Below are 19108 nucleotides of genomic sequence, written 5' to 3' on the forward strand. Positions count from 1 at the left end.
GGAGTCAGGGGCGCCCGCGGGCGGAGCTGTCGACAAGTCGTGCCGCTTTCGGTCGGACGTGCACTACCTCCCGGGTGGGAGCGGCCGACCATTATGCGCGCGCGAGGTCACCCGGGGAGGTAGGCGATCAGCCGCTCGGCGAGCTCGACCGGCCGGCTCAGCGCGACCAGGTGCCCGCCCGGCACCTCGTCGACGGGGAGCCCCAGCCGGTCGGCGGCCACCCGGCGCTGGAACTCCACCGGGAAGAACCGGTCGTCGCGGCCGGCCAGCACCCGGGTGGGCACGTCGGGCCAGCGGTCCAGGGGCCACGGGTCCTCGAACGGGCGGCCGGTCTGCTCGAACGGCTCGGCCTGCACCGCGGCCGCGACGTCGGCGGGCACGTCGTGGAAGAAGGCCTCGGTCGGGTCGCCCGGATCGGCGTGCCCGGTGGCCGCCCACCACGCGCCGCCCGTCTCGCCCGGGCACGGCACCATCGCGTTGAGCAGCACCAGCAGGCGCACGGGCAGCCGATCGGACACCAGCGGCGCGGTGAGGCCGCCCATCGACTGGGCGACCAGCACGAGGGGCTCCGGATCCTCGCCCAGAGCCGTCGTCACGGTGCCGACGACGGTGTCGGCGTAGGCGGCCAGCCCGGCCGAGGGGTCCGCGGCCGGGAGGTCGACCGCGAGGGCCCGGTGCCCGCGGCGCTCGAGCTCGGGCACCAGCCGCTGCCAGTAGGAGGCGCTGCCGCCGGCCCCGGGAACCAGCACGAAAGTCGTCACGGTGCAGGAGACCACGCCGGGTGAGCCAACTCATCGGCCCACAGGAAAGTCGCAACTCCGGGGACACCTTCCCGACACAGCGGCTGCCTAGCGTCGGAGGCGTCCGCTAGGGGGAGGAGAACCACCCATGACCACCAGCACGCTCGAGCGACCCGCCGTCCGCACCGCTCCTGACGGGTCCGCGCCCGCCGACACCTGGACCTGCGAGAACTGCCGGACCGAGACCAACGCCGTCCGCAAGCGCTGCACCGACTGCGGCACGTCCCGGTACTGACCGCTCCGGTCTACACAGCTGGGGGCTCACCCCGCAGCCGCACGACGGCCCGCCGGTAGCGGCGGACCCCGGTCAGCCGCCACGCCCACCGCTGCTGCCGGCGCAGGCCGTCCAGCAGGCGGGCCCGGTCGCCGGCGCAGGAGTCCTCGAGCACCAGCCCGAGGACCAGCCGCCGCTCCCGGCCGGTCAGCCGGCAGGAGCCCGCGGCGGCGACCCGTGCCCAGCGGCGGCTGTCCAGGTACGCGTCCAGCAGGGGCACGAGGTCGCGCTCCTCGGCCGCGGTGTGCGCGTCGACCGCGTCGGCCAGCGCCCGGCAGGCGCGCGCCACGACGTCCCGGGCAGCGGGGGTGCCCGCCACCGCCCACTGCCGCGCCGCGGTGCCCAGGTCGCGCACCTGCGCGTCGATGCGGGCCGACCGCGCCGACCAGTCGGCCACGGCCGCCCGCGCCGGGGCGGCCTGCCCGTCCGGCACGGCGGCCACCAGCGCCGGCCACAGCTCCTCGCGCTCCAGCCGGTGGTGCGCCAGCAGCAGCCGGCCGACGAGGTCGGCGTGGACGGTCAGCGCGCGGGTGCGGGCGGGCTCGTCGGCCGGCGCCCAGCACAGCAGGTCGGCGAGCACGCGCAGCTCGCGGCGGACCCTGCCGTGCAGCACCCGCTGGTAGGAGCCGGCGCGGCTGCCCGGCGGGCGCGGTGCGGGCAGGACGTCGTCGACGGCCCGTCTCGGCACCGGCAGCACGCGGGTGGCCGTACCGGCCTGGGCAGTGGTCATGGTGCACCTCGCTCGGCGTCCCAGGGGTCCGGGCGGCTCCGGAGCGGGACGACGCGGCGAGGGTAGGACGGGGCGGCCTCCGCGGGACAGCGCGTTCCGGAAGAAGCCCTCGGCCCGGGTCCCGCGCGCCGACGGCGACGCCCTTGCGTGCCCGGGAGCTGACACGCCGTGACCGGGTTGCGGGTCGCGGGGCGCAGACAGGCCCCCGGACCCTGCCCTAGGGTGCCCGACGTGGAGCGCGTCCTGCAGCGGAACTGCGTGCGCCTCGCCGGCTCGCCGGAGAGCAGGCCGCTGATGTTCGCGCACGGGTTCGGCTGCGATCAGCAGATGTGGCGCTTCGTCGTCCCGGAGTTCGAGGCCGACCACCGGATCGTGCTCTTCGACCACGTGGGGGCCGGCCGGTCGGACCTGAGCGCCTACGACCGGGAGAGGTACAACTCGCTGCGCGGGTACGCCGCCGACGTCGTCGAGATCTGCCGCGCGTTGGAGCTGACCGACGTGGTCTTCGTCGGCCACTCGGTGAGCGCGATGATCGGCGTGCTGGCCCTCCAGGCCGCCCCCGACGTGTTCGGCGCGCTGGTCATGATCGGTCCCAGCCCCCGGTACGTCGACGACGCCGACTACGTGGGCGGGTTCAGCCGCACCGACATCGCCGGGCTGCTCGACGTCCTGGACGCCAACCACCTCGGCTGGTCCGCGCAGATGGCGCCGGTAATCATGGGCACCCCCGACCGGCCGGAGCAGGCCGCGGAGCTCACGAACAGCTTCTGCCGCACCGACCCGGACATCATCCGGCACTTCGCCCGCGTGACGTTCCTGTCGGACAACCGCGCCGACCTCGCGACGGTGCAGGTCCCCACGCTGGTGCTCCAGTGCAGCGACGACGTCATCGCGCCGGAGGTGGTCGGGCGGTACGTGCACGAGCACATCCCCGGCAGCGTGTTCACCCAGCTGGCGGCCACCGGCCACTGCCCGCACCTGAGCGCCCCGGAGGAGACGGCGGCGGCCCTGCGAGCCTTCCTGACGGGGTGACCGTGACCAGGCTGCAGGACTCCGGCGGCCCGGACCGCCGGCTCGAGCACCTGCTCGAGGACGATCCCGCCGACCTCTACGAGAACGCGCCCATGGGCTACTTCTCGACGCTGCCCGACGGCCGGATCGTCAAGGTCAACCGCACGTTCTGCGAGTGGATCGGCCGGCCCGCCGACCAGGTCCTGGGGTCGCGGTTCCAGGACCTGCTGAGCATGGGCGGGCGGGTCTACTACGAGACCCACCTGATCCCGCTGCTGCGCATGCAGGGCGCCGTGCGGGAGATCGCGCTGGACCTGGTGCGGGCCGACGGCACCGACCTGGCGTGCCTGGCCAACGCGGTGGAGATCCGCGACGACGACGGCGCCCCGCTGCTCATGCGGGCCACGGTCTTCGAGGCCACGGCGCGGCGGCGCTACGAGCGGGGCATGCTGGCCGCCCAGCGCCGGGCCGAGGAGTCCGAGCGCCGGTCACGGACGCTGCAGATGGTGGTCTCGGACCTGGCCGCCGCCCTCTCCGTGGAGGACGTCGCCTCGGTCATCGTGGAGCGCAGCCGCGAGCCGCTGCACGCCCGGGGGGCGGCGCTGGTCCTGGTCGAGACCGACCCCCACGACCCCGATGCCGCACCCGCCCTGCAGCCGGTGCGTGCCGACGGCCTCCCCGACCAGCTGCTCCGGGAGCTGCGCCACGCGGCCGGCAGCCAGCTCGCCTCGGAACTGGCCCGCGGCGTGCGGTCGATCGTCCTGGACGACCGGCTGCGCGGCCTGCAGCCGGGGCTGTCCGCCGCCATGGCCGACGGCTCCCTCACCGAGCTGGTGGTCGTGCCGGTGACCGCCGACGGCCGGCGGCTCGGGGTGCTGGTGCTCGCGCTGGGGCGCGGCCCCGACGACCTCATCGACCTCGACCGGCCGGGCGGCACGGCCTCGCTCACCACCGCCGACGTCGACCTGCTGTGGACCATCGGCCGCCAGGCCGGTCAGGCGCTCGAGCGGGCCCGGCTGCACGAGCAGACGGCGCGCCAGGCGGAGCGGGCGTCGTTCCTGCTCGAGGCGGCCCGGCTGCTGGCGGGGGCGGCCGACGTCGAGGAGACGGTGGACCGGCTGGCCGGCCTGGTCGTGCACCGGCTGGCCGACGTCTGCATGGTCGACCTGGAGAGCGACGAGGGCCTGATCCGGCAGGCGGTGCGCCACCGCGACCCGGCGCGCGCCGCCCTGGCCGAGCAGCTGCGGACCCGCCATCTCTCGCGCCGGACGATCTCGCACCCCGGCGTACGGGCCCTGCAGAGCGGCGGCACCCAGTGGGTGCGCACGGTCGACGACGCGGTCCTGCGGGCGGTCGCGATGGACGAGGAGCACCTGGCGGTCATGCGGGCGCTGGACCTCACCGCGGTGGTCGCCGTGCCGCTCACGGGGGAGGGCCGGCAGCTGGGCGTGCTGACGATCGCGGCCGATGCCCGGCGCGGCCCGTTCACCGTCGCCGACGTCGAGGTGGCCGAGCAGCTCGCCCTCCAGCTGGGCCTGGTGGTGGCCCGCGCCCAGCGCTTCGACCTCGCCGTCAGCACCTCGCACGCGCTGCAGGACAACCTGCTGCCGCCGGCACCCCCGTCGCTGGAGGGCCTGGCCATCGCGGTGCGGTACCTCCCCGCGACCCACGGCATCGACGTGGGCGGCGACTTCTACGACGTCGTCCGGCTGCCCGGCGAGGAGATCGGCCTCGCGGTCGGGGACGTGGTCGGCCACGACATCACCGCGGCGGCGACGATGGGCCAGCTGCGCAGCGTCCACCGGGCGCTGCTGGCCGACGGGCCCGCCCCCGGCGCGGTCGTCGACCGGCTGCAGGCCGGCTGGCCGCTGCTGGGCCTGCGCCGGATGGCGACGGCGCTGTTCGCCTCCCTGGACCCGGTCTCGGGGCGGCTGCGGATCGCCTCGGCCGGGCATCCGCCGCCGCTGCTGCTCGAGGCCGGCCGCGCCCGGTACCTGCCGGTGCGGCCCAGCCGGATGCTCGGCGCGCCGCCGTCCCCGGCGGTCGAGTGGACCGGCGTCCTGCCGCGCGGGGCCGCCCTCGTGCTGTTCACCGACGGGCTGGTGGAGAGCCGCTCGGCCGACATCGACGAGGGGCTCGACCGGCTGCTCGCCGTGGCGTCGGCGGCGGGCACGTCGGACCCCGAGGCGCTCTGCGCCCGCCTGCTGTCCGAGCTGACCGGCGCCCAGCGCGCCGACGACGTCGCCCTGCTGGTGCTGACCCGCCGCTGACCCGCGGGCGGCAGGGCGCCCGGGCACCCTGTAGAACCGAGCAGGACAGTCCACCTGGAGCTGGGAGTCGCATGAGCAACCCGTTGACACTGGCGCCCGCACCGCGGTCCGAGGCCGCCGAGCGGGTGCGGGCCGAGGTCCGGGACTTCCTCGCCGAGGAGCTGGCCGCGGGTTCCTTCCGCACCCACGTGGACACCTGGCTGTCCGGCGTCGACCCGGAGTTCTCCCGCAAGCTCGGCGAGCGCGGCTGGCTGGGCATGACCTGGCCGAAGGAGTACGGCGGCCACGAGCGCTCGGCGATGGAGCGCTACGCCGTCACCGAGGAGCTGCTGGCCGCCGGCGCGCCGGTCGCGGCGCACTGGATCGCCGACCGGCAGTCCGGCCCGAACCTGCTGCAGTACGGCACGGAGAAGCAGCGGCAGGAGATCCTGCCGCGCATCGCCCGCGGCGAGTGCTACTTCGTCATCGGGATGAGCGAGCCGGACTCCGGGTCGGACCTCGCCTCGATCCGCACGCGGGCGACGCGCAACGAGGCCGGCGACTTCGTGGTCAACGGCGCCAAGGTGTGGACGTCGAACGCGCACGTCTCCCACTACGGCATCGTGCTGGTGCGCACCGCGCCCGTGGACACGAGCAACCGGCACGCGGGCATGTCGCAGCTGCTCGTCGACCTCTCGCTGCCCGGCATCACGATCAACCCGATCCGCATCCTCGACGGCGGGCACCACTTCAACGAGGTCGTGTTCAAGGACGTCGTCGTCCCCGCCGACATGCTGCTCGGCGAGGAGGGCAACGGCTGGCACCAGGTGACCGCGGAGCTGGCCTTCGAGCGGTCCGGGCCGGAGCGGTTCCTGTCGACCTATCCACTGATCGCCGAGTTCGGCCGGCGGGTGGCGGAGACGCAGGACCCCGCCGGACTCGCGGCACTCGGCCGGCTGTCGGCGCGGGTGCTCGCGCTGCGCCAGATGTCGCTGCGCATCGCGGCGGCGCTGGACCGCGGCGAGCTGCCCAACATCCCCGCGGCCCTGGTCAAGGACGTGGGGACGACGTTCGAGGCCGACGTCATCGAGGAGGTCCGGAAGGTGGTCGACGTGCTGCCCTCGCTAGAGTCGCCGGACCCGCTGGCGCGGGCGCTGGCCGAGGCGCAGCTGCACCAGCCGGGCTTCACGCTGCGCGGCGGCACCAACGAGATCCTGCGCGGGATCGTGGCACGAGGATTGGGCCTGCGATGAGTGATCAGGACCTGGTGGTCGAGACCGTCCGCGGTCTGCTGGCGAAGCACGAGCCGTTCGACCCGACGCCCGAGCGCCGGTGGGACGCCCCGCTGTGGACCGCGCTGGCCGAGAACGGGCTGACCGGGGTCGGTCTGCCCGAAGAGGCCGGGGGCTCCGGGGGCGACCTGGCCGACGCCGTGGCGATCGTCCGGACGCTGACCGCGGGGGCCGGTGCGGTGCCGGTGGCCGAGCACCTCCTGTTCGCCGGCCCGGCCGTGGTGGCCGCGGACCTCGACCTCCCGCCGGTCGAGGAGCCGATGACCTTCGCCCTCGGTCCGGCGGTCACCGCGCACGCGTCGGACGACGGCGACGGGCCCGGGCGGTTCACCCTCAGCGGCACGGTCACCGACGTGGCGTGGAGCGGCGCGGCCCGGCACCTCGTCGTCCTGGCCGCCGGGGCCGCGGGGCCGGTGCTGGCGCTCGTCGACGTCGCGGGCTCCGAGGCGACGGACGCGGCGAACCTCGCGGGGGAGCCGCGCGGCTCCCTGGTGCTGGACGACGTGGCGGCCTCGGGTGCGCTGCTGACCTCGGCGCAGGTGGACGAGCTGAAGGCCCGCTTCGCGCTGACGCGGTCGGTGCAGCTGGCGGCGGCGCTGGAGCAGGTGCTGGCCTGGACGGTGCAGTACGCGGGGGAGCGGCAGCAGTTCGGCCGGGCCCTGGCGAAGTTCCAGGCCATCCAGATGGAGCTCGCCGAGATGGCGGGCGAGGTGACGGCGGTGACCGCGCTGACCGACGCCGCGGTGCAGGCGCTGGCCCACGGCGACGCCACCTTCCCCCTCGCTGCGGCGGCGGCCAAGGTGCGCGCCGGGGCGGCGGTGGAGGTCGTCGCCCGGCTGGCCCACCAGGTGCACGGGGCCATCGGGTTCACCCAGGAGCACAAGCTGCACCACCTGACCAAGCGGCTGTGGTCGTGGCGGGACGAGGCCGGCAGCGAGCTGTACTGGTCGCGCGTGCTGGCCGAGGGGCTGCTGGCCGAGGGGCCGGACGGTCTCTGGCCGGCGCTCACGCGGGCGGTCTGACCGCCTGCTCCTCTTGCTCAACAAGGGCTGGTCGCTCAGCCGGCGAGCTCCCGGGGAACGCACGCGGGCGGGGCGAGCCCGGCGCCGGCGCACCACTGCTGGACGGCGGCCTCGTCGGGGAACCCCTGCGCGGCGACGGTGAGCCACCAGCCGTCGTCCAGCTCGTCCGCGATGACGTCGTCGCCCCGGAGGAGCAGCACCGGCAGCACCCCGGCCCGGTCGCGGTGCCGCGCCGAGTAGCCGGTGGCCGCCGCGTCGTCGGCGATCTCGGCGGCGTCCAGCTGCGGCACCCAGCGCCCGGCGAGGTCGTCGGCCGCGGCGGCGTCGTCGGCCCGGATGCTGAGCAGGCCCGCGACGTCCTGCGGCGGACCGGCCGGCCCCAGCCCCTCGGCCTGCACGTGGGCGACGGTCGCGCCGCCGACGAGCAGCACCACGGCCAGCACCGCCCCGCCGAGCGCGGTGCTCGCCGCACCGCCGGCGCCGGAGCCCGCGTCGCCGTCCCCGTCGGGGGCGCGCGACTGGGCGGTGCCGGCGACCGCCAGACCGAACGCGAGCAGGCAGACGATCACCACCGGCAGCAGGTCCCAGAGCCGGCCGTTGACGACGTCGAGGGTGGCCCACGCCGCTCGCGCGGTGGTCACCGCCAGCACCAGTCCGAGGGCGCCGACGACGAGGCCGGGCAGCCGGACGCCGACGACGGCCACGACCACGAGCACCAGGGCCACGACGCCGGCGAGCAGCGCCACCCACGACGGCCAGAACCACGGCTCGCCGCCGCCGGGCCAGGTGGTGGCGGCGCTGCGGGCGGCTGCCGCGGCCCGGCGGGGGACGTCGTAGTCGAGCCGGTCGAGGACGGCGGGAGCGAGGAACAGGCCGAGCAGCAGCCCGGCGGCCAGGAGCAGCTGGCCGCCGGCGCGGTGCCGGCCCAGCGGGTACCCGGCTCGCAGGGCGAAGCGCCGCCGCTTCGTCGCCGCGGGCGCCTCGTCCACCGTGGTCGCCGTGGCTCCCTCGCCGGTGGGCTCGGTCGGCCGGTCCGGTTGGTCGGTGGTCGGCGCGGGCTCCGGTGCCGGTGCGGCGTTCCGGTCGGGGGTCTGGGGCTCGCCCGTGCTCATACCGTCTCGGGGACGCGCAGGTGGGCGAGGACCAGGTCGAACGTCGCCTCGTCGGTGACCTCGCCGCCGTGCTGCCGGCCGAGCTCCTCGAGCAGCGGGTTCAGCTGCGTCCTCGCCGCGTCCAGGCCGGCGTCGTCGGTGAAGGTCACCGCGGTGGCGCTGGTGCCCTGGGCGAGGTCGGCCATGACGCTGACGCTGCAGAACCCGGGCACATCGGTCAGGCGCGGCACGATGCTCTCGGCGTAGGCGTCCAGCGTGGCGTGCAGGCGGGACGGGTCGGTGCGGCACCAGGTGACCCGGCTGCGGGCGCCCTCGGGTGCGCTCCGCTCCCGGTGCAGCAGGCTGATCCGCCACTCCGCGGGCGCGGCCGGGCTCTGCAGGACGTCGGCGATCCGGGCGCGGATGCCGCGCATCTCCGAGCCGCTGCGGCGCAGCGCGGTGAGGTCCTCGAAGGAGCTGGTGATGATCGACCGGCCCGAGGCGCGGTCGGCGAGCATCGAGATGCCGACGAAGCCGTCCATGCCCATGAGGGCCGGCATGGCCCGGTCGCGGACGTAGCGGACGGCGTCGTCGATCCGGTGCGGATCGCCGTGGAAGCTGGTCGAGCGTGCATACATGCGCAGTCCCCCCTCGGACACCGGCGAGAACGCGGAAGGCCCCCGCCGCCGCGCACACTGTGACGCAGCACACCCCTCGGGGGCCAGTCGAGCGAGTGCGGTCAGACGGCCCGGACGTTGGCGACCGCGACGGCCATGCTGTACCCGATGGGCCCCTCGGTGTCGTGCATCGTGCAGTGCCCCACCGCCACGCCGTCGTCGCTGGCGTGGCCGCCGGACTCCAGACCGATGTGGACGCCCACCGGGTCGCGGCCGAGGACCAGCGTGTAGTCGGCGTTGATGAACTCGAGCTCGTCGTGGCTGCGGTGCGCCAGCGGGCTGGCCATGTCGGCGGCGAGCACCACGCGGACGAACGGGGACAACGTCTCGCCGTCCACCAGCGGGCTCTTCTCCTGCACCCACATCCGGCGGCGGGACGGGTCGTCGCCGAACTCGGTGACCGAGCGGCGCATGGTGTCGGGGTCGGGTGCGTCCCAGGCCGGCGTCCGGGTCGGGACCGGGCTCGGCGGCTGCTGGCCGCGGCGCAGCTGCACCGCGCTCGCCCGGGCGACCGCCCCGACGCTGCTGGTGACGGTCGCCTCGGTGACGCGGATCCGGCGCCCGTCCCGGACGACGACGCTGCTCACCTGCACCGGCTCGAACGGGGCGTTGCGGAACATGTCGACGGTGACCCGGCTGAACTGGAACCCGGGGTCGCCGTACGCCATCTCGAGCTCGCGGGCCAGCAGACCGCCCAGCAGGCGGCCGTGGATCATGCCCGGCACCCACCAGCTCCGGGCGGTCTCGCCGGGGACGAAGCCCTCGTCGGTCGGCGTGAAGTAGGCCGGCCGCATCAGACCGTCCGCACGTTGGCGACGGCGATGGTCATGCTGAAGCCGATCGGCCCCTTCACGTCGTGCATCGTCGCGTGCCCCACCGCGACGCCGTCCTCGCTGACGTGGCCGCCGGCGGCCAGGCCGATGTGCTCGCCGACCGGATCGCGGCTCAGCGCGAGCGTGTAGTCGGCGTTGATGAACTCGAGCTCGCTCTCGCCGCGGTGGGCCACCGGGCTGCCCTCGTCGGCGGCGAGCGCGGCGCGGACGAAGGGGGTGAGCTCTTCGCCGGCCACCAGCGGGCGGTCCGCGCGGATCCACATGCCCCGGCGGGAGTGGTCGCCGTCGGGGGCGAAGCCGAAGTACGGATCGGTGATGCCCGTGGGGTCGGGGGCGTCCCAGGCCGGCGTGCGCGTGGGCACCTCGCCGGGTGGCTGCTCGCCCCGGCGCAGCTGCACCGCGCTGGCCCGGGCGACGACGCCGACGCTGGTCAGCACCGACGCCTCGGTGACCCGGATGCGACGACCCTCGCGGATCACCTGGGTGCTGAGCTCGACCGGCTCGAACGGGGCGTTGCGGAACAGGTCGACGGTCAGCCGGGTGAACTGGAACTCGGGCGAGCCGAACGCGGTGTCCAGCGCGCGGGCCAGCAGGCCGCCGAGCAGCGGGCCGCTGAGCATGCCGGGCGTCCACCAGCTGCGGGCGTCCTCGTCGGGGACGAAGCGGCCGTCGGTCAGCGTGAAGAAGGCGGGCCGCACGAGCAGGCTCCTCAGGGTGGTGCGAGGACCGGGTCGGGCCCTCCGGGAGACGGGATCGCCGGTGCTCGACGTCCCGGGCGACTCTACCTGCGCCCGTCCGCGGCCCCGGCGTCCCGATCCCGTCCGGGCTCAGCGGTGCGGGATGCCCCCGGGGCCGTGGTCGGCGGGCACCCGCTCGCCCTCCGGCGTCGGCCCCGGCGGGGTGCCGTCGCCGAACGGGGAGCCGCCGAGCTCCTCGCGGCCGTGCGGCGTCAGCCAGACCGAGGTGTCGGGGCCCGCCGGGATGATCTGCGTCGGGTTGATGTCGGCGTGGACGACGTAGTAGTGCTCCTTGATCTGCGGGAAGTCTGTCGTGTCGCCGAAGCCGGGGGTCTGGAACAGGTCGCGCGCGTAGCCCCACAGCGCGCGGAACTCGGTCAGCTTCTGCCGGTTGGTCTTGAAGTGGCCGTGGTAGACGGCGTCGAAGCGGGCCAGCGTGGTGAACAGCCGGACGTCGGCCTCGGTGATCGTGTCGCCCATGAGATAGCGGCGGTCGGTCAGCCGCTCCTCGAGCCAGTCCAGCGCGGTGAACAGCCGCTGGTAGGCCTTGTCGTAGGCGCGCTGCGAGCCGGAGAAGCCGCAGCGGTACACCCCGTTGTTGACCTCGGTGTAGACGCGCTGCATGACCTCGCCCATCTCGTCGCGCAGCTTCTCGGGGTAGAGGTCGGGGGCGCCGTCGCGGTGGAACTGCGGCCACTCGGTGGAGAAGTCCAGGGTGATCTGCGGGAAGTCGTTGGTGACGACGGCCTTGCTCGGGATGTCGACGACGGCGGGCACCGTGATGCCCTTCGGGTACTCGGGATCGCGGGCGAAGTAGGCCTCCTGCAGCCGCTCGTAGCCCAGCACCGGGTCGCGGCCGCCGGGGTCGAGGTCGAAGGTCCAGCTGCGCTCGTCGTGCGTCGGGCCGCACAGCCCCATCGAGATCGCGGACTCCAGGCCGAGCAGCCGCCGCACGATGATCGTCCGGTTGGCCCACGGGCAGGCGCGGGCGGCGATCAGCCGGTAGCGGCCCGCCTCCACCGGCCAGCCGTCGCGCCCGTCGGCGGTGATCCGGTCGCTGATGTAGGTCGTGTCCCGCTTGAACTCCTGCTCGACGTAACCCGATCCGCTGGTGCTCTGCTCGCTCACGTCCTCATGCTCCCCGACCTGCGTCGACGGTGCAGTCCGGTGGTCGGTGCAGCCGTTACCGGGGTCCTCGGCCCGGATGGTTGACCCGCCGTCCTCCCTGGCCCAGGCTGTCGCCGCGCGGCGGGACGGACCGCCAGCGGACGGAGGTTCCCCGCCTTGACCAGCGAGTTCGGCCCTCCGTCGTCCGGTCCGCCCCAGGGGTGGGGCCCGCCCGGGTACGGGCCGCCCGGCGGGCCCTGGTACCCGCAGCCGTACAGCGGTCCGCCGTCGCCGCCGCAGGACCCGCCGAGCCGGCGTACGACCGTCCTCGTCACCGCCTTCTTCGGCCTCTTCGGCCTGATCCCGGCGACGCGGCACAGTAGGCAGGCAGAACAGCTCGGGGTCTCCGGCAGCCGGTACTACACCGCGTTCGCTCTCACCCTGGCCGCCAGCGCGCTGACGTGGACGCTCGTCGCCGCTCTCCTGGTCACGGTGGTCCGGGTCGGAGCGCCGGCCGAGTCACTCGCTGCTCCCACGGACGACGTCGACCTGGACAAGGCCAAGGGCCAGCAGGTCGAGGGGGAGTGGACGGTCGAGGGGCTGGCGTGGGTGCTCGAAGGGTTCGCCGACGACGAGTACGGCGGGGACGGCGTCGACTACGGGTTCGACGACACCGTGGGAGCCCTGATGCCGTGCGGCGGCTACGGGCAGGAGCTGGCGCCGGACCTCCTCGACACGACCCTGGGCGGCTACAGCTCGATCGCCTCCGCGCAGATCCTCCCCGACGCCCGGGCCGCCGAGCGCGAGCTCGCGCGGCAGGCCGAGATCGTCCAAGGTTGCACGGGCGGATACGAGCTGTTCGGCGAGGACGGCGCCACTGTCGACTGCTCGGCGTCGATCGAGACCCTGACGCCCGACGTCCGGTACCGGGTGGACTGCGACGACGGGGCCGGCACGTACTTCTACGCGATCTTCCGCTCCGACAACGCGGTGGTCACCGTCGCCGTCCCCGAGCGGGTGATGTTGGACATGATGCTGCCCCCGCTCATGAGCGAGCTCGACGTCGACTGACTGTGAGGCTGGCCGGGTCGGCCGAGCGCGTGGGCGGAAGGTCTTTCCGGTCGGTCGACCGGGTCGAGGGCGGGCGACGACGTCAGGCCGGGTTGCCCAGCGGTGGGTGCTCCAGCACGCGTGGCTTGTACTCGACCAGCTGGATGCCGCCCTCGAAGGTGCGGTGGTCGATCATCTCCAGGGCGACGTCCGGATAGCCGTCGTAGATGCGTTCCTCTCCCGTGGCCCCGGTGATCACCGGGAAGATCCCGACTCGGAAGCGGTCGACGAGTCCGGCTCGCAGCAAGGACCGGCACAGGCTGAGGCTGCCGATCGTGCTGAGGAGCCCTGAGTCGTTCTCCTTCATCGCCCGCACCGCCTCGACGGCGTCGCCGCGGACGAGTGTGCAGTTGGCCCACGCCGGCGGCTCGTCGAGCGAGGAGGAAAACACCACCTTGGCCGCGTGCGTGAGTCCGTCGACGGACGCCTCCTCCTCGGGCCTGAATTCGTCAGTGCCATCCGGCATCTCGCCCGCCGCGAAGCCCGACATCAGGCGGTAGGTGTGCGCCCCCATCAGGTAGGTGACCTCGGGCTGTTCCCCCAGCCATGCGAGGTAGTCCGGGCTCTCCAGGCCCCAGAACCCGGGCCAGCCCTTCCCCGACGCGCAGCTGTCGAGGGAGGTGATGAAGTCGATGAGAAGTTCGGCCATGGTGATCCTTCCCTGGTCGTCAGGGGGTGGGACCAGTCGAGCCCCACGAAGTCATCGGTTGCTCTCGCCGGTCCAGCCGAGGTCGGTGCACGGCCCGGCCGGCGCCGAGGGCCACCAGAACCTCGGCCCGGGTGGTTGACCCACCGTCCTCGCTGCTCCAGGCTGTCGCCGCACGGCGGGCGGACCCGCCAGCGGACGGAGGTCCCCCGCCTTGACCAGCGAGTTCGGCCAGCCGCCGTCCGATGCGCCCTCTGGCCCGGTGCCCGGCCTCGCGCAGGCCGGCAGTCCCTGGTTCTCGGAGCCGGACGGTCCGAGGCGGCACGCGCCGGACCTCCCGAGCAGGCGCACGACCGTCCTCGTCACCGCCTTCTTCGGCCTCTTCGGCCTGATCCCGGCGTCGCGGCACAGCAGGCAGGCAGAACAGCTCGGGGTCTCCGGCAGCCGGTACTACACCGCGTTCGCTCTCACCCTCGCCGCCGGCGCGCTGACGTGGACGCTCGTCGCCGCTCTCCTGGTCACGCTCGGCGGGAACGCGAGCCCGACGGAGCCCACTGGAGCGACCGCGGCAACGAGCGCGGCGGGCGAGCGGGCTGACGAGCAGGAGAAGTACAAGGCCCGGGGGGTCGGCGGGCTCTGGACGGTCGAGCGGCTCGTGCCGGCGCTCGAGTGGTTCGCCGACGACGAGTACCCCGGGGACAACGAGTTCACCGGCGTCTACGGGGCACTGATCCCGTGCGGCGGTCAGCACGTGCACGGCCTGGCGCCCGACGTCATGACGACGACCCTCGGGGGCTACGGCTATGTCGCCTCCGCACAGGTCCTCCCCGACCCCGCTGCCGCCGAGCGCGAGCTCGACCGTCAGACCGAGCTCCTGCGGAACTGCACCGCCGGGTACGAGCTGGAGCAGGAGGGCGGGGGCGTCGCGACCTGCATGCCCTCGGTCCAGGCATTCACCCCCGTCGTCCGGTACCAGGACACCTGCACGGACGGGAGTCCGCCGTACACCGCCGCGATCTTCCGCACGGACAACGCCGTGGTCACCGTCCTGACGACGGCCGATTCGGAGTTGGACTGGATGCTGAACTCCCTCATGCTCAGCCTCGAGTGACCGGGTCCGGGTGCCGGGCCGCGCTGGGCCGGGCGCAGAATGCCCGACGCGGGCGCCGCGGGGTGCCGGGAGCGGAGGAGCACGTGGTCGACAGCCCGTTCGACACCAGCGGCATCGAGGTCGGCGCGGACGGCATCCGCCGCTACACCACCGTCTCCGGCACCGTCGTCGACATGCTGCGCAGCACCGTGGAGCGCCACGCGGAGCGGACGGCGGTCGTCGAGCTCGGCGGCCCGTCGGCCACGTACGGCGAACTGTGGGAGCGGGCGCTGCGGGTCGCCGGCGGGCTGCGCGACGCCGGGGTCGGTCCGGGGGACCGGGTGGCGATCCGGCTGGGCAACGGCCTGGACTGGGTTCTGGCGTTCTGGGGCGGGCACCTCGCCGGCGCCGTCGTCGTCCCGATGAACACCCGGCTGGCGGAGCCGGAGGCCGAGTACATCCTCGCCGACTGCGGAGCGGCTTACGTCGTCCTCCCGGACACGCCGCTGCCGGACGGCGAGCCCGGCGAGGTGCCGCAGCGGGAGCACCGCGACGTCGCGGCGCTGTTCTACACGTCGGGCACGACCGGCCGCCCCAAGGGCGCGATGGTCACCCACGAGAACTTCCTGTCCTCGGTGGAGAGCGTCATCCGCTGCCGGACCATGGAGCGCGGGCCGGAGCACGTCTCGCTGATCTCGGTGCCGCTGTTCCACGTCACCGGCTGCTGCTCGCAGTTCATGACCCAGTGCGCCCTCGGCGGGGAGTCGGTCGTGATGCCGGCGTTCACGCCCGCGGCCTTCCTCGCCGCCATCGAGGAGCACCGCATCTCGCTGATCACCAGCGTGCCCACCATCTACGAGCTGACCCTGCGCCACCCCGACCTCGCGACGACGGACGTCTCCTCGGTGCGCACGCTGAGCTACGGCGGGGCGCCGATGGCCCCGGAGCTGGTGCGCCGGCTGCAGGTCGCCTTCCCGCAGGCGCGGCTGGGCAACGGGTTCGGGCTGTCGGAGACCTCGGCGCTGGCCACCTTCCTGCCGCACGAGTACGCCGTGGAGCACGCCGAGTCGGTCGGGTTCCCGACGCCGGTGTGCGAGGTGCGCATCGACCGACCCGACCCCGTGACCGGGGTGGGGGAGCTGCTGGTGCGCGGGCCCAACGTGGTGGCCGGGTACTGGGGCGACCCGGCGCGGACGGCGGAGACCTTCGTCGACGGGTGGCTGCACACCGGCGACGTCGCCGCGATCACCGACGGCATGGTGCGGATCGTCGACCGCGCCAAGGACATGATCAACCGCGGCGGCGAGAACGTGTACTCCGTCGAGGTGGAGAACGTGCTGGCCGAGCACCCGGACGTGCTCGAGGTCGCCGTCGTCGGGGTCGCGGACCCGGTGATGGGGGAGAAGGTGGGCGCCGTCGTCCTACCCCGGGAGGGCGCGGTGGACCTGGTGCCCTCGCTGATCGCCTTCGCCCGGGAGCGGCTGGCCGACTACAAGGTCCCCCAGTTCGTGCGGGTGATCGACGACGGCCTGCCACGCAACGCCGGCGGCAAGGTGCTGAAGACGACGCTGCGGGTTGCCGAGGACTGGATCCCGATCCTGCGCGCCCGGTAGCCCGCCGACGCCGTCACCACCGGACGCGGGACCCGACCGGCACCGCGCCGACGGGCGCACCCGCCGCGTCCAGGGCGGTGACCCGGGGCGGCCGGCGGGTCCAGACGACGACCGCGCAGCCGTGGCCGGCGACCGGCAGCAGGCGGGTGCCCACGCGCAGGGCGGCCACCTCCTGGGCGGCCCGCACCCCGGCGTAGGAGATCCAGCTCCCGCTGCGCGAGGGGAGCAGTCCCCGGTCCGACCGCCGGACCCCGCCGCCGTCGGAACTCACCGCCGCGGCGCCCAGTTCGGCCAGCGACGGCCGCGCCCGGAGGACGTCGTCGCCGGCGCCGCCACCGCCGCCCAGCACCCGCCAGCCACCGGACGTCCGCTCCAGGACGTGCACGTCCAGCTGCGCGGCGCCGCTGACGCCCCGGCGCAGCCACAGGGTGACGGCGACGTCGCCGTCCCGGTCGACGGCCAGCGGCAGGTGCCGGACGCGCCGGCTCAGCCGCGCGGTGTCCGCGGGAGGGGCGCCGTCGAGCAGCCGCACGCTGCCGGCCAGGGCGTCGTAGGTCACCCCGGGACGCTAGAGGCGACCGGTCGTGGCGTCGTCCTCGTTTCCGCCGAAGTACCGGTCGAGGACGGCGCGGAACAGCGGCTCGTCCGGGGCCGTGTGCGCGAAGAGGGTCATCGACGAGCGGAGCTTCTGCGCGTCGATCGACCCGAGGACGGCGACAGGGTCGGATCCGCCCAGCTCGACCAGCGCCCGCGTCGACTCGACCAGCCGCGGCCCCAGCACCGGGTGGGCGAAGTAGGCGCGCGCCTCGTCGGGTCCGCTGATGGCGAAGTGCTGGGCGGTCGCGCTGCGGCCGAGCCCCGCGATCTGCGGGAACACGAACCACATCCAGTGGCTCCGCTTGGCGCCGGCGCTGAGCTCGGCCAGCGCGGTGTCGTAGGTGTCGCGCTGGGCGTCGACGAAGCGCTGCAGGTCGAAGGGGTCGCTCACGTCTGCGCACGCTGCCCGCGACCGGCCGGCGCGGCAAGCGGAGAGAGCGATGTCCCTGGACCGGCCGTTCCCCACCGGGGAACGGCCGCCTCAAGGACATCGCTGGGCGGCGGCGGGGGAGACTCGGGCCCATGACCGTCTGCGACGCCGAGGGCTGCACCCGCCGCGCCACCCAGGTCGGCGAGGTGCCGCTGCCGATCGAGCCGCTCGAGCTGCGCCTGTGCGACGAGCACGTCGAGGCCCTGCGCGCCGGAAAGGCGCGCGGGCTGAGCCAGCGAACCGGGTGGCGGAACGACGGCGCCCGCCCGCAGGTGACCTTCGCCGACGAGCCGCACCGATGAGGAGCGGCTAGTTGCGCCGTCCTCCCTGCATGGAGACGACGACGTTCGACCTGGCCCCTGCGGCCGCGGAGCTCCGGCGGGTGCTGGCCGGGGTGCGCGACGAGCAGTTGGGCGACCCGACGCCGTGCGGGGACACCCCGGTGGCCGGGCTGCTCGACCACCTCGTCGGGCTGACCGCGGCCTTCACGCGGGCTGCCGCGAAGGCGCCCGGCGGTACGGCCAGCGCGGACCCGGCCGCGTTGCCCGACGACTGGCGCACCCGCCTCCCGGCCCAGCTCGACGCACTGGTCGAGGCCTGGCGGCCGCCGGACGCGTGGGAGAGCGTGGCCGAGGCCGGGGGAGTCGAAATGCCCGCATCCGGGATTGCCGTGGTGGCCCTGGACGAACTCGTGGTGCACGGCTGGGACCTCGCCGTCGCCACGGGGCAGGAGTACCGCGGCGACGAGGAGTCGGCCCGGCGGTCGCTGGGGTTCGCCGCGTCGGTCGGGGACGATCCCGAGGCGCGCGCCGGGCTCTACGGCCCCGCCGTCCCCGTGCCCGACGACGCTCCGGTGCTGCACCGGCTGCTCGGGGCTACCGGCCGCGACCCGGCGTGGCGGGCGCGCTGAACCCCGACCCGACCTGCACGGCGTACTCGAACCGGAGCGTGGTGCGCAGCCACAGCAGCACGTCGTGCAGCCGCAGCCGGGTGAGGGCGACGCCCTCGGCGTGCAGCGCGGACGCGAGCCCGGCGAAGGCCTCCGCCGAGTCGAGCAGCTCCCGGTGGATCACCGCCTCCAGCCCGCTGTCGCCCTCCCGGCCGTGGGGGAGCAGCGCCCAGCGGGTGGCCGTGTGCAGCAGCGGGAACAGGTCGGGGTGCCGGTGGTGGAGCACCGCGGTGACGTGCCGGCGGCTCACCCCCGCCGACCCGCACAGCTCGCCGATCGAGCGGAGCAGCGCGCCGACCGTGCCGGGCTCGGTGAGGACGGAGAACTCGTCCTCGGGCAGCTCCCAGAACGCCCGGCCCGCGGCCCGCGCGACGACGTCGTCGGCCAGCGCCTGGACGGCCGCCAGCGCGGCGGTCGTCGCCGTCCACTCGTCCCGGCCAAGCCGGCCGTGCAGGCCCTCGGCGGTCAGGACGTCGGCCTCGCCGAGCGGGCCGTCCAACGCCGGCCGCCGGTCGAAGCGGTCGTAGCCGAAGGCCGGGACCTCCGCCCAGCGCCCGGTGCGCGCGTTCGGCGCCCGGTAGAACAGCGGCCGTCGCGCGGTGGCGTACCCGAGGACGGCAGCCACCGCGGCGCCGGCCGGGATCGGCTCCGGGCCGGCGCTGGGCAGGTTCAGCGGGAACGACACCTCGGGGCTCTCCTCCCGGTCGGTGCCAGCATGCCCCCGGGCGCACGCGCGCGGGGCGGTTGAGGCCTCACTCACGTCCCGGACCTGCCCGGACGGTCCGTTCGGGCACCCAACCCGCCGATAGGTACACCGAAGGTGGCGGAGCTCCTCGATCCCGTCACCCGA

The 19108-nt window shown here is 74.7% G+C and carries 21 protein-coding genes; 10 read left to right on the plus strand and 11 right to left on the minus strand.

What is annotated here, in order from left to right; genetic code table 11:
• Positions 1–107 precede the first annotated feature (107 nt).
• Positions 108–761, minus strand: a complete 654-nt coding sequence (locus tag DQ239_RS14745) for an alpha/beta hydrolase (RefSeq protein WP_113835226.1) — start codon at positions 759–761, stop codon at positions 108–110.
• Between the two features lie 127 nt (positions 762–888).
• Here DQ239_RS14745 and DQ239_RS20405 point away from each other — a divergent pair, with 127 nt between their 5' ends.
• Positions 889–1035, plus strand: coding sequence for a hypothetical protein (locus DQ239_RS20405; protein WP_158544849.1), 147 nt, complete (start codon positions 889–891; stop codon positions 1033–1035).
• Between the two features lie 10 nt (positions 1036–1045).
• Here DQ239_RS20405 and DQ239_RS14750 read toward each other — a convergent pair whose 3' ends face one another.
• Positions 1046–1804 carry a hemerythrin domain-containing protein gene (locus DQ239_RS14750; RefSeq protein ID WP_113835174.1) on the minus strand — a complete coding sequence of 253 codons (759 nt, stop codon included), beginning with the start codon at positions 1802–1804 and terminating at the stop codon, positions 1046–1048.
• A gap of 231 nt (positions 1805–2035) precedes the next feature.
• Here DQ239_RS14750 and DQ239_RS14755 point away from each other — a divergent pair, with 231 nt between their 5' ends.
• From DQ239_RS14755 to DQ239_RS14770, 4 genes are all read left to right on the plus strand, one after another.
• Complete coding sequence (locus DQ239_RS14755; protein WP_233489262.1) at positions 2036–2836, plus strand: alpha/beta hydrolase; 801 nt, start codon at positions 2036–2038, stop codon at positions 2834–2836.
• A gap of 2 nt (positions 2837–2838) precedes the next feature.
• On the plus strand, positions 2839–5085 hold the full coding sequence (locus tag DQ239_RS14760; protein WP_233489265.1) for a SpoIIE family protein phosphatase: 2247 nt from the start codon (positions 2839–2841) through the stop codon (positions 5083–5085).
• Positions 5086–5156: 71 nt separating this feature from the next.
• Positions 5157–6317, plus strand: a complete 1161-nt coding sequence (locus tag DQ239_RS14765) for an acyl-CoA dehydrogenase family protein (protein WP_113835175.1) — start codon at positions 5157–5159, stop codon at positions 6315–6317.
• The gene (locus DQ239_RS14770) at positions 6314–7378 is read left to right on the plus strand and encodes an acyl-CoA dehydrogenase family protein (protein ID WP_113835176.1); all 1065 of its coding nucleotides are present in this window, start codon (positions 6314–6316) and stop codon (positions 7376–7378) included. Before DQ239_RS14765 ends, DQ239_RS14770 begins: the two co-directional genes overlap by 4 nt.
• A gap of 35 nt (positions 7379–7413) precedes the next feature.
• Here DQ239_RS14770 and DQ239_RS14775 read toward each other — a convergent pair whose 3' ends face one another.
• The 5 genes from DQ239_RS14775 to DQ239_RS14795 all read right to left on the minus strand — a co-directional run bounded on the left by DQ239_RS14775 (position 7414) and on the right by DQ239_RS14795 (position 11844).
• On the minus strand, positions 7414–8490 hold the full coding sequence (locus DQ239_RS14775; RefSeq protein ID WP_113835177.1) for a hypothetical protein: 1077 nt from the start codon (positions 8488–8490) through the stop codon (positions 7414–7416).
• Positions 8487–9107, minus strand: coding sequence for a hypothetical protein (locus tag DQ239_RS14780; RefSeq protein WP_113835178.1), 621 nt, complete (start codon positions 9105–9107; stop codon positions 8487–8489). Before DQ239_RS14780 ends, DQ239_RS14775 begins: the two co-directional genes overlap by 4 nt.
• A gap of 101 nt (positions 9108–9208) precedes the next feature.
• Positions 9209–9940, minus strand: a complete 732-nt coding sequence (locus DQ239_RS14785) for an acyl-CoA thioesterase domain-containing protein (protein ID WP_113835179.1) — start codon at positions 9938–9940, stop codon at positions 9209–9211.
• Positions 9940–10677: an acyl-CoA thioesterase domain-containing protein gene (locus DQ239_RS14790; protein ID WP_199583034.1), complete on the minus strand. Its 738-nt coding sequence runs from the start codon at positions 10675–10677 to the stop codon at positions 9940–9942. Before DQ239_RS14790 ends, DQ239_RS14785 begins: the two co-directional genes overlap by 1 nt.
• Positions 10678–10806: 129 nt before the next feature.
• The gene (locus DQ239_RS14795; protein WP_113835180.1) at positions 10807–11844 is read right to left on the minus strand and encodes a glutathione S-transferase C-terminal domain-containing protein; all 1038 of its coding nucleotides are present in this window, start codon (positions 11842–11844) and stop codon (positions 10807–10809) included.
• 156 nt (positions 11845–12000) lie between these two features.
• Between DQ239_RS14795 and DQ239_RS14800 the strand changes: the two genes are divergently transcribed.
• Entirely contained in the window at positions 12001–12894 is an 894-nt protein-coding gene (locus DQ239_RS14800) for a hypothetical protein (protein ID WP_113835181.1), read from the plus strand.
• Positions 12895–12976: 82 nt separating this feature from the next.
• Here DQ239_RS14800 and DQ239_RS14805 read toward each other — a convergent pair whose 3' ends face one another.
• Entirely contained in the window at positions 12977–13582 is a 606-nt protein-coding gene (locus tag DQ239_RS14805; RefSeq protein WP_113835182.1) for a dihydrofolate reductase family protein, read from the minus strand.
• Between the two features lie 211 nt (positions 13583–13793).
• Between DQ239_RS14805 and DQ239_RS14810 the strand changes: the two genes are divergently transcribed.
• Positions 13794–14690, plus strand: a complete 897-nt coding sequence (locus DQ239_RS14810; protein ID WP_113835183.1) for a hypothetical protein — start codon at positions 13794–13796, stop codon at positions 14688–14690.
• An 83-nt stretch (positions 14691–14773) separates the two neighbouring features.
• Positions 14774–16282, plus strand: a complete 1509-nt coding sequence (locus DQ239_RS14815) for an AMP-binding protein (RefSeq protein WP_233489268.1) — start codon at positions 14774–14776, stop codon at positions 16280–16282.
• Between the two features lie 13 nt (positions 16283–16295).
• Here the strand turns inward: DQ239_RS14815 and DQ239_RS14820 are convergent, their stop codons facing one another.
• Together DQ239_RS14820 and DQ239_RS14825 are read right to left on the minus strand one after the other, a co-directional pair.
• Entirely contained in the window at positions 16296–16841 is a 546-nt protein-coding gene (locus DQ239_RS14820; RefSeq protein ID WP_113835184.1) for a hypothetical protein, read from the minus strand.
• 9 nt (positions 16842–16850) lie between these two features.
• Positions 16851–17270: a DUF1810 domain-containing protein gene (locus DQ239_RS14825; protein ID WP_113835185.1), complete on the minus strand. Its 420-nt coding sequence runs from the start codon at positions 17268–17270 to the stop codon at positions 16851–16853.
• Positions 17271–17401: 131 nt separating this feature from the next.
• Between DQ239_RS14825 and DQ239_RS14830 the strand changes: the two genes are divergently transcribed.
• Positions 17402–17611: a hypothetical protein gene (locus DQ239_RS14830; RefSeq protein ID WP_113835186.1), complete on the plus strand. Its 210-nt coding sequence runs from the start codon at positions 17402–17404 to the stop codon at positions 17609–17611.
• A gap of 11 nt (positions 17612–17622) precedes the next feature.
• Positions 17623–18219: a TIGR03086 family metal-binding protein gene (locus DQ239_RS14835; protein WP_233489272.1), complete on the plus strand. Its 597-nt coding sequence runs from the start codon at positions 17623–17625 to the stop codon at positions 18217–18219.
• On the opposite strand, the gene DQ239_RS14840 is transcribed toward DQ239_RS14835, so the two are convergent.
• Positions 18185–18943 carry a hypothetical protein gene (locus DQ239_RS14840; RefSeq protein WP_113835188.1) on the minus strand — a complete coding sequence of 253 codons (759 nt, stop codon included), beginning with the start codon at positions 18941–18943 and terminating at the stop codon, positions 18185–18187. The genes DQ239_RS14835 and DQ239_RS14840 overlap by 35 nt on opposite strands.
• Between the last annotated feature and the right edge of the window lie 165 nt (positions 18944–19108).

The organism is Blastococcus sp. TF02-09 (assembly GCF_003319105.1).
Lineage (GTDB): Bacteria > Actinomycetota > Actinomycetes > Mycobacteriales > Geodermatophilaceae > Blastococcus.

Excerpts from the sequence above, each read along its gene's own strand:
- DQ239_RS14750 (WP_113835174.1), bottom strand. The coding sequence starts at position 1,804 with ATGACCACTGCCCAGGCCGGTACGGCCACCCGCGTGCTGCCGGTGCCG.
- DQ239_RS20405 (WP_158544849.1), top strand. The coding sequence starts at position 889 with ATGACCACCAGCACGCTCGAGCGACCCGCCGTCCGCACCGCTCCTGAC.
- DQ239_RS14775 (WP_113835177.1), bottom strand. The coding sequence starts at position 8,490 with ATGAGCACGGGCGAGCCCCAGACCCCCGACCGGAACGCCGCACCGGCA.
- DQ239_RS14765 (WP_113835175.1), top strand. The coding sequence starts at position 5,157 with ATGAGCAACCCGTTGACACTGGCGCCCGCACCGCGGTCCGAGGCCGCC.
- DQ239_RS14780 (WP_113835178.1), bottom strand. The coding sequence starts at position 9,107 with ATGTATGCACGCTCGACCAGCTTCCACGGCGATCCGCACCGGATCGAC.
- DQ239_RS14805 (WP_113835182.1), bottom strand. The coding sequence starts at position 13,582 with ATGGCCGAACTTCTCATCGACTTCATCACCTCCCTCGACAGCTGCGCG.
- DQ239_RS14785 (WP_113835179.1), bottom strand. The coding sequence starts at position 9,940 with ATGCGGCCGGCCTACTTCACGCCGACCGACGAGGGCTTCGTCCCCGGC.
- DQ239_RS14830 (WP_113835186.1), top strand. The coding sequence starts at position 17,402 with ATGACCGTCTGCGACGCCGAGGGCTGCACCCGCCGCGCCACCCAGGTC.
- DQ239_RS14770 (WP_113835176.1), top strand. The coding sequence starts at position 6,314 with ATGAGTGATCAGGACCTGGTGGTCGAGACCGTCCGCGGTCTGCTGGCG.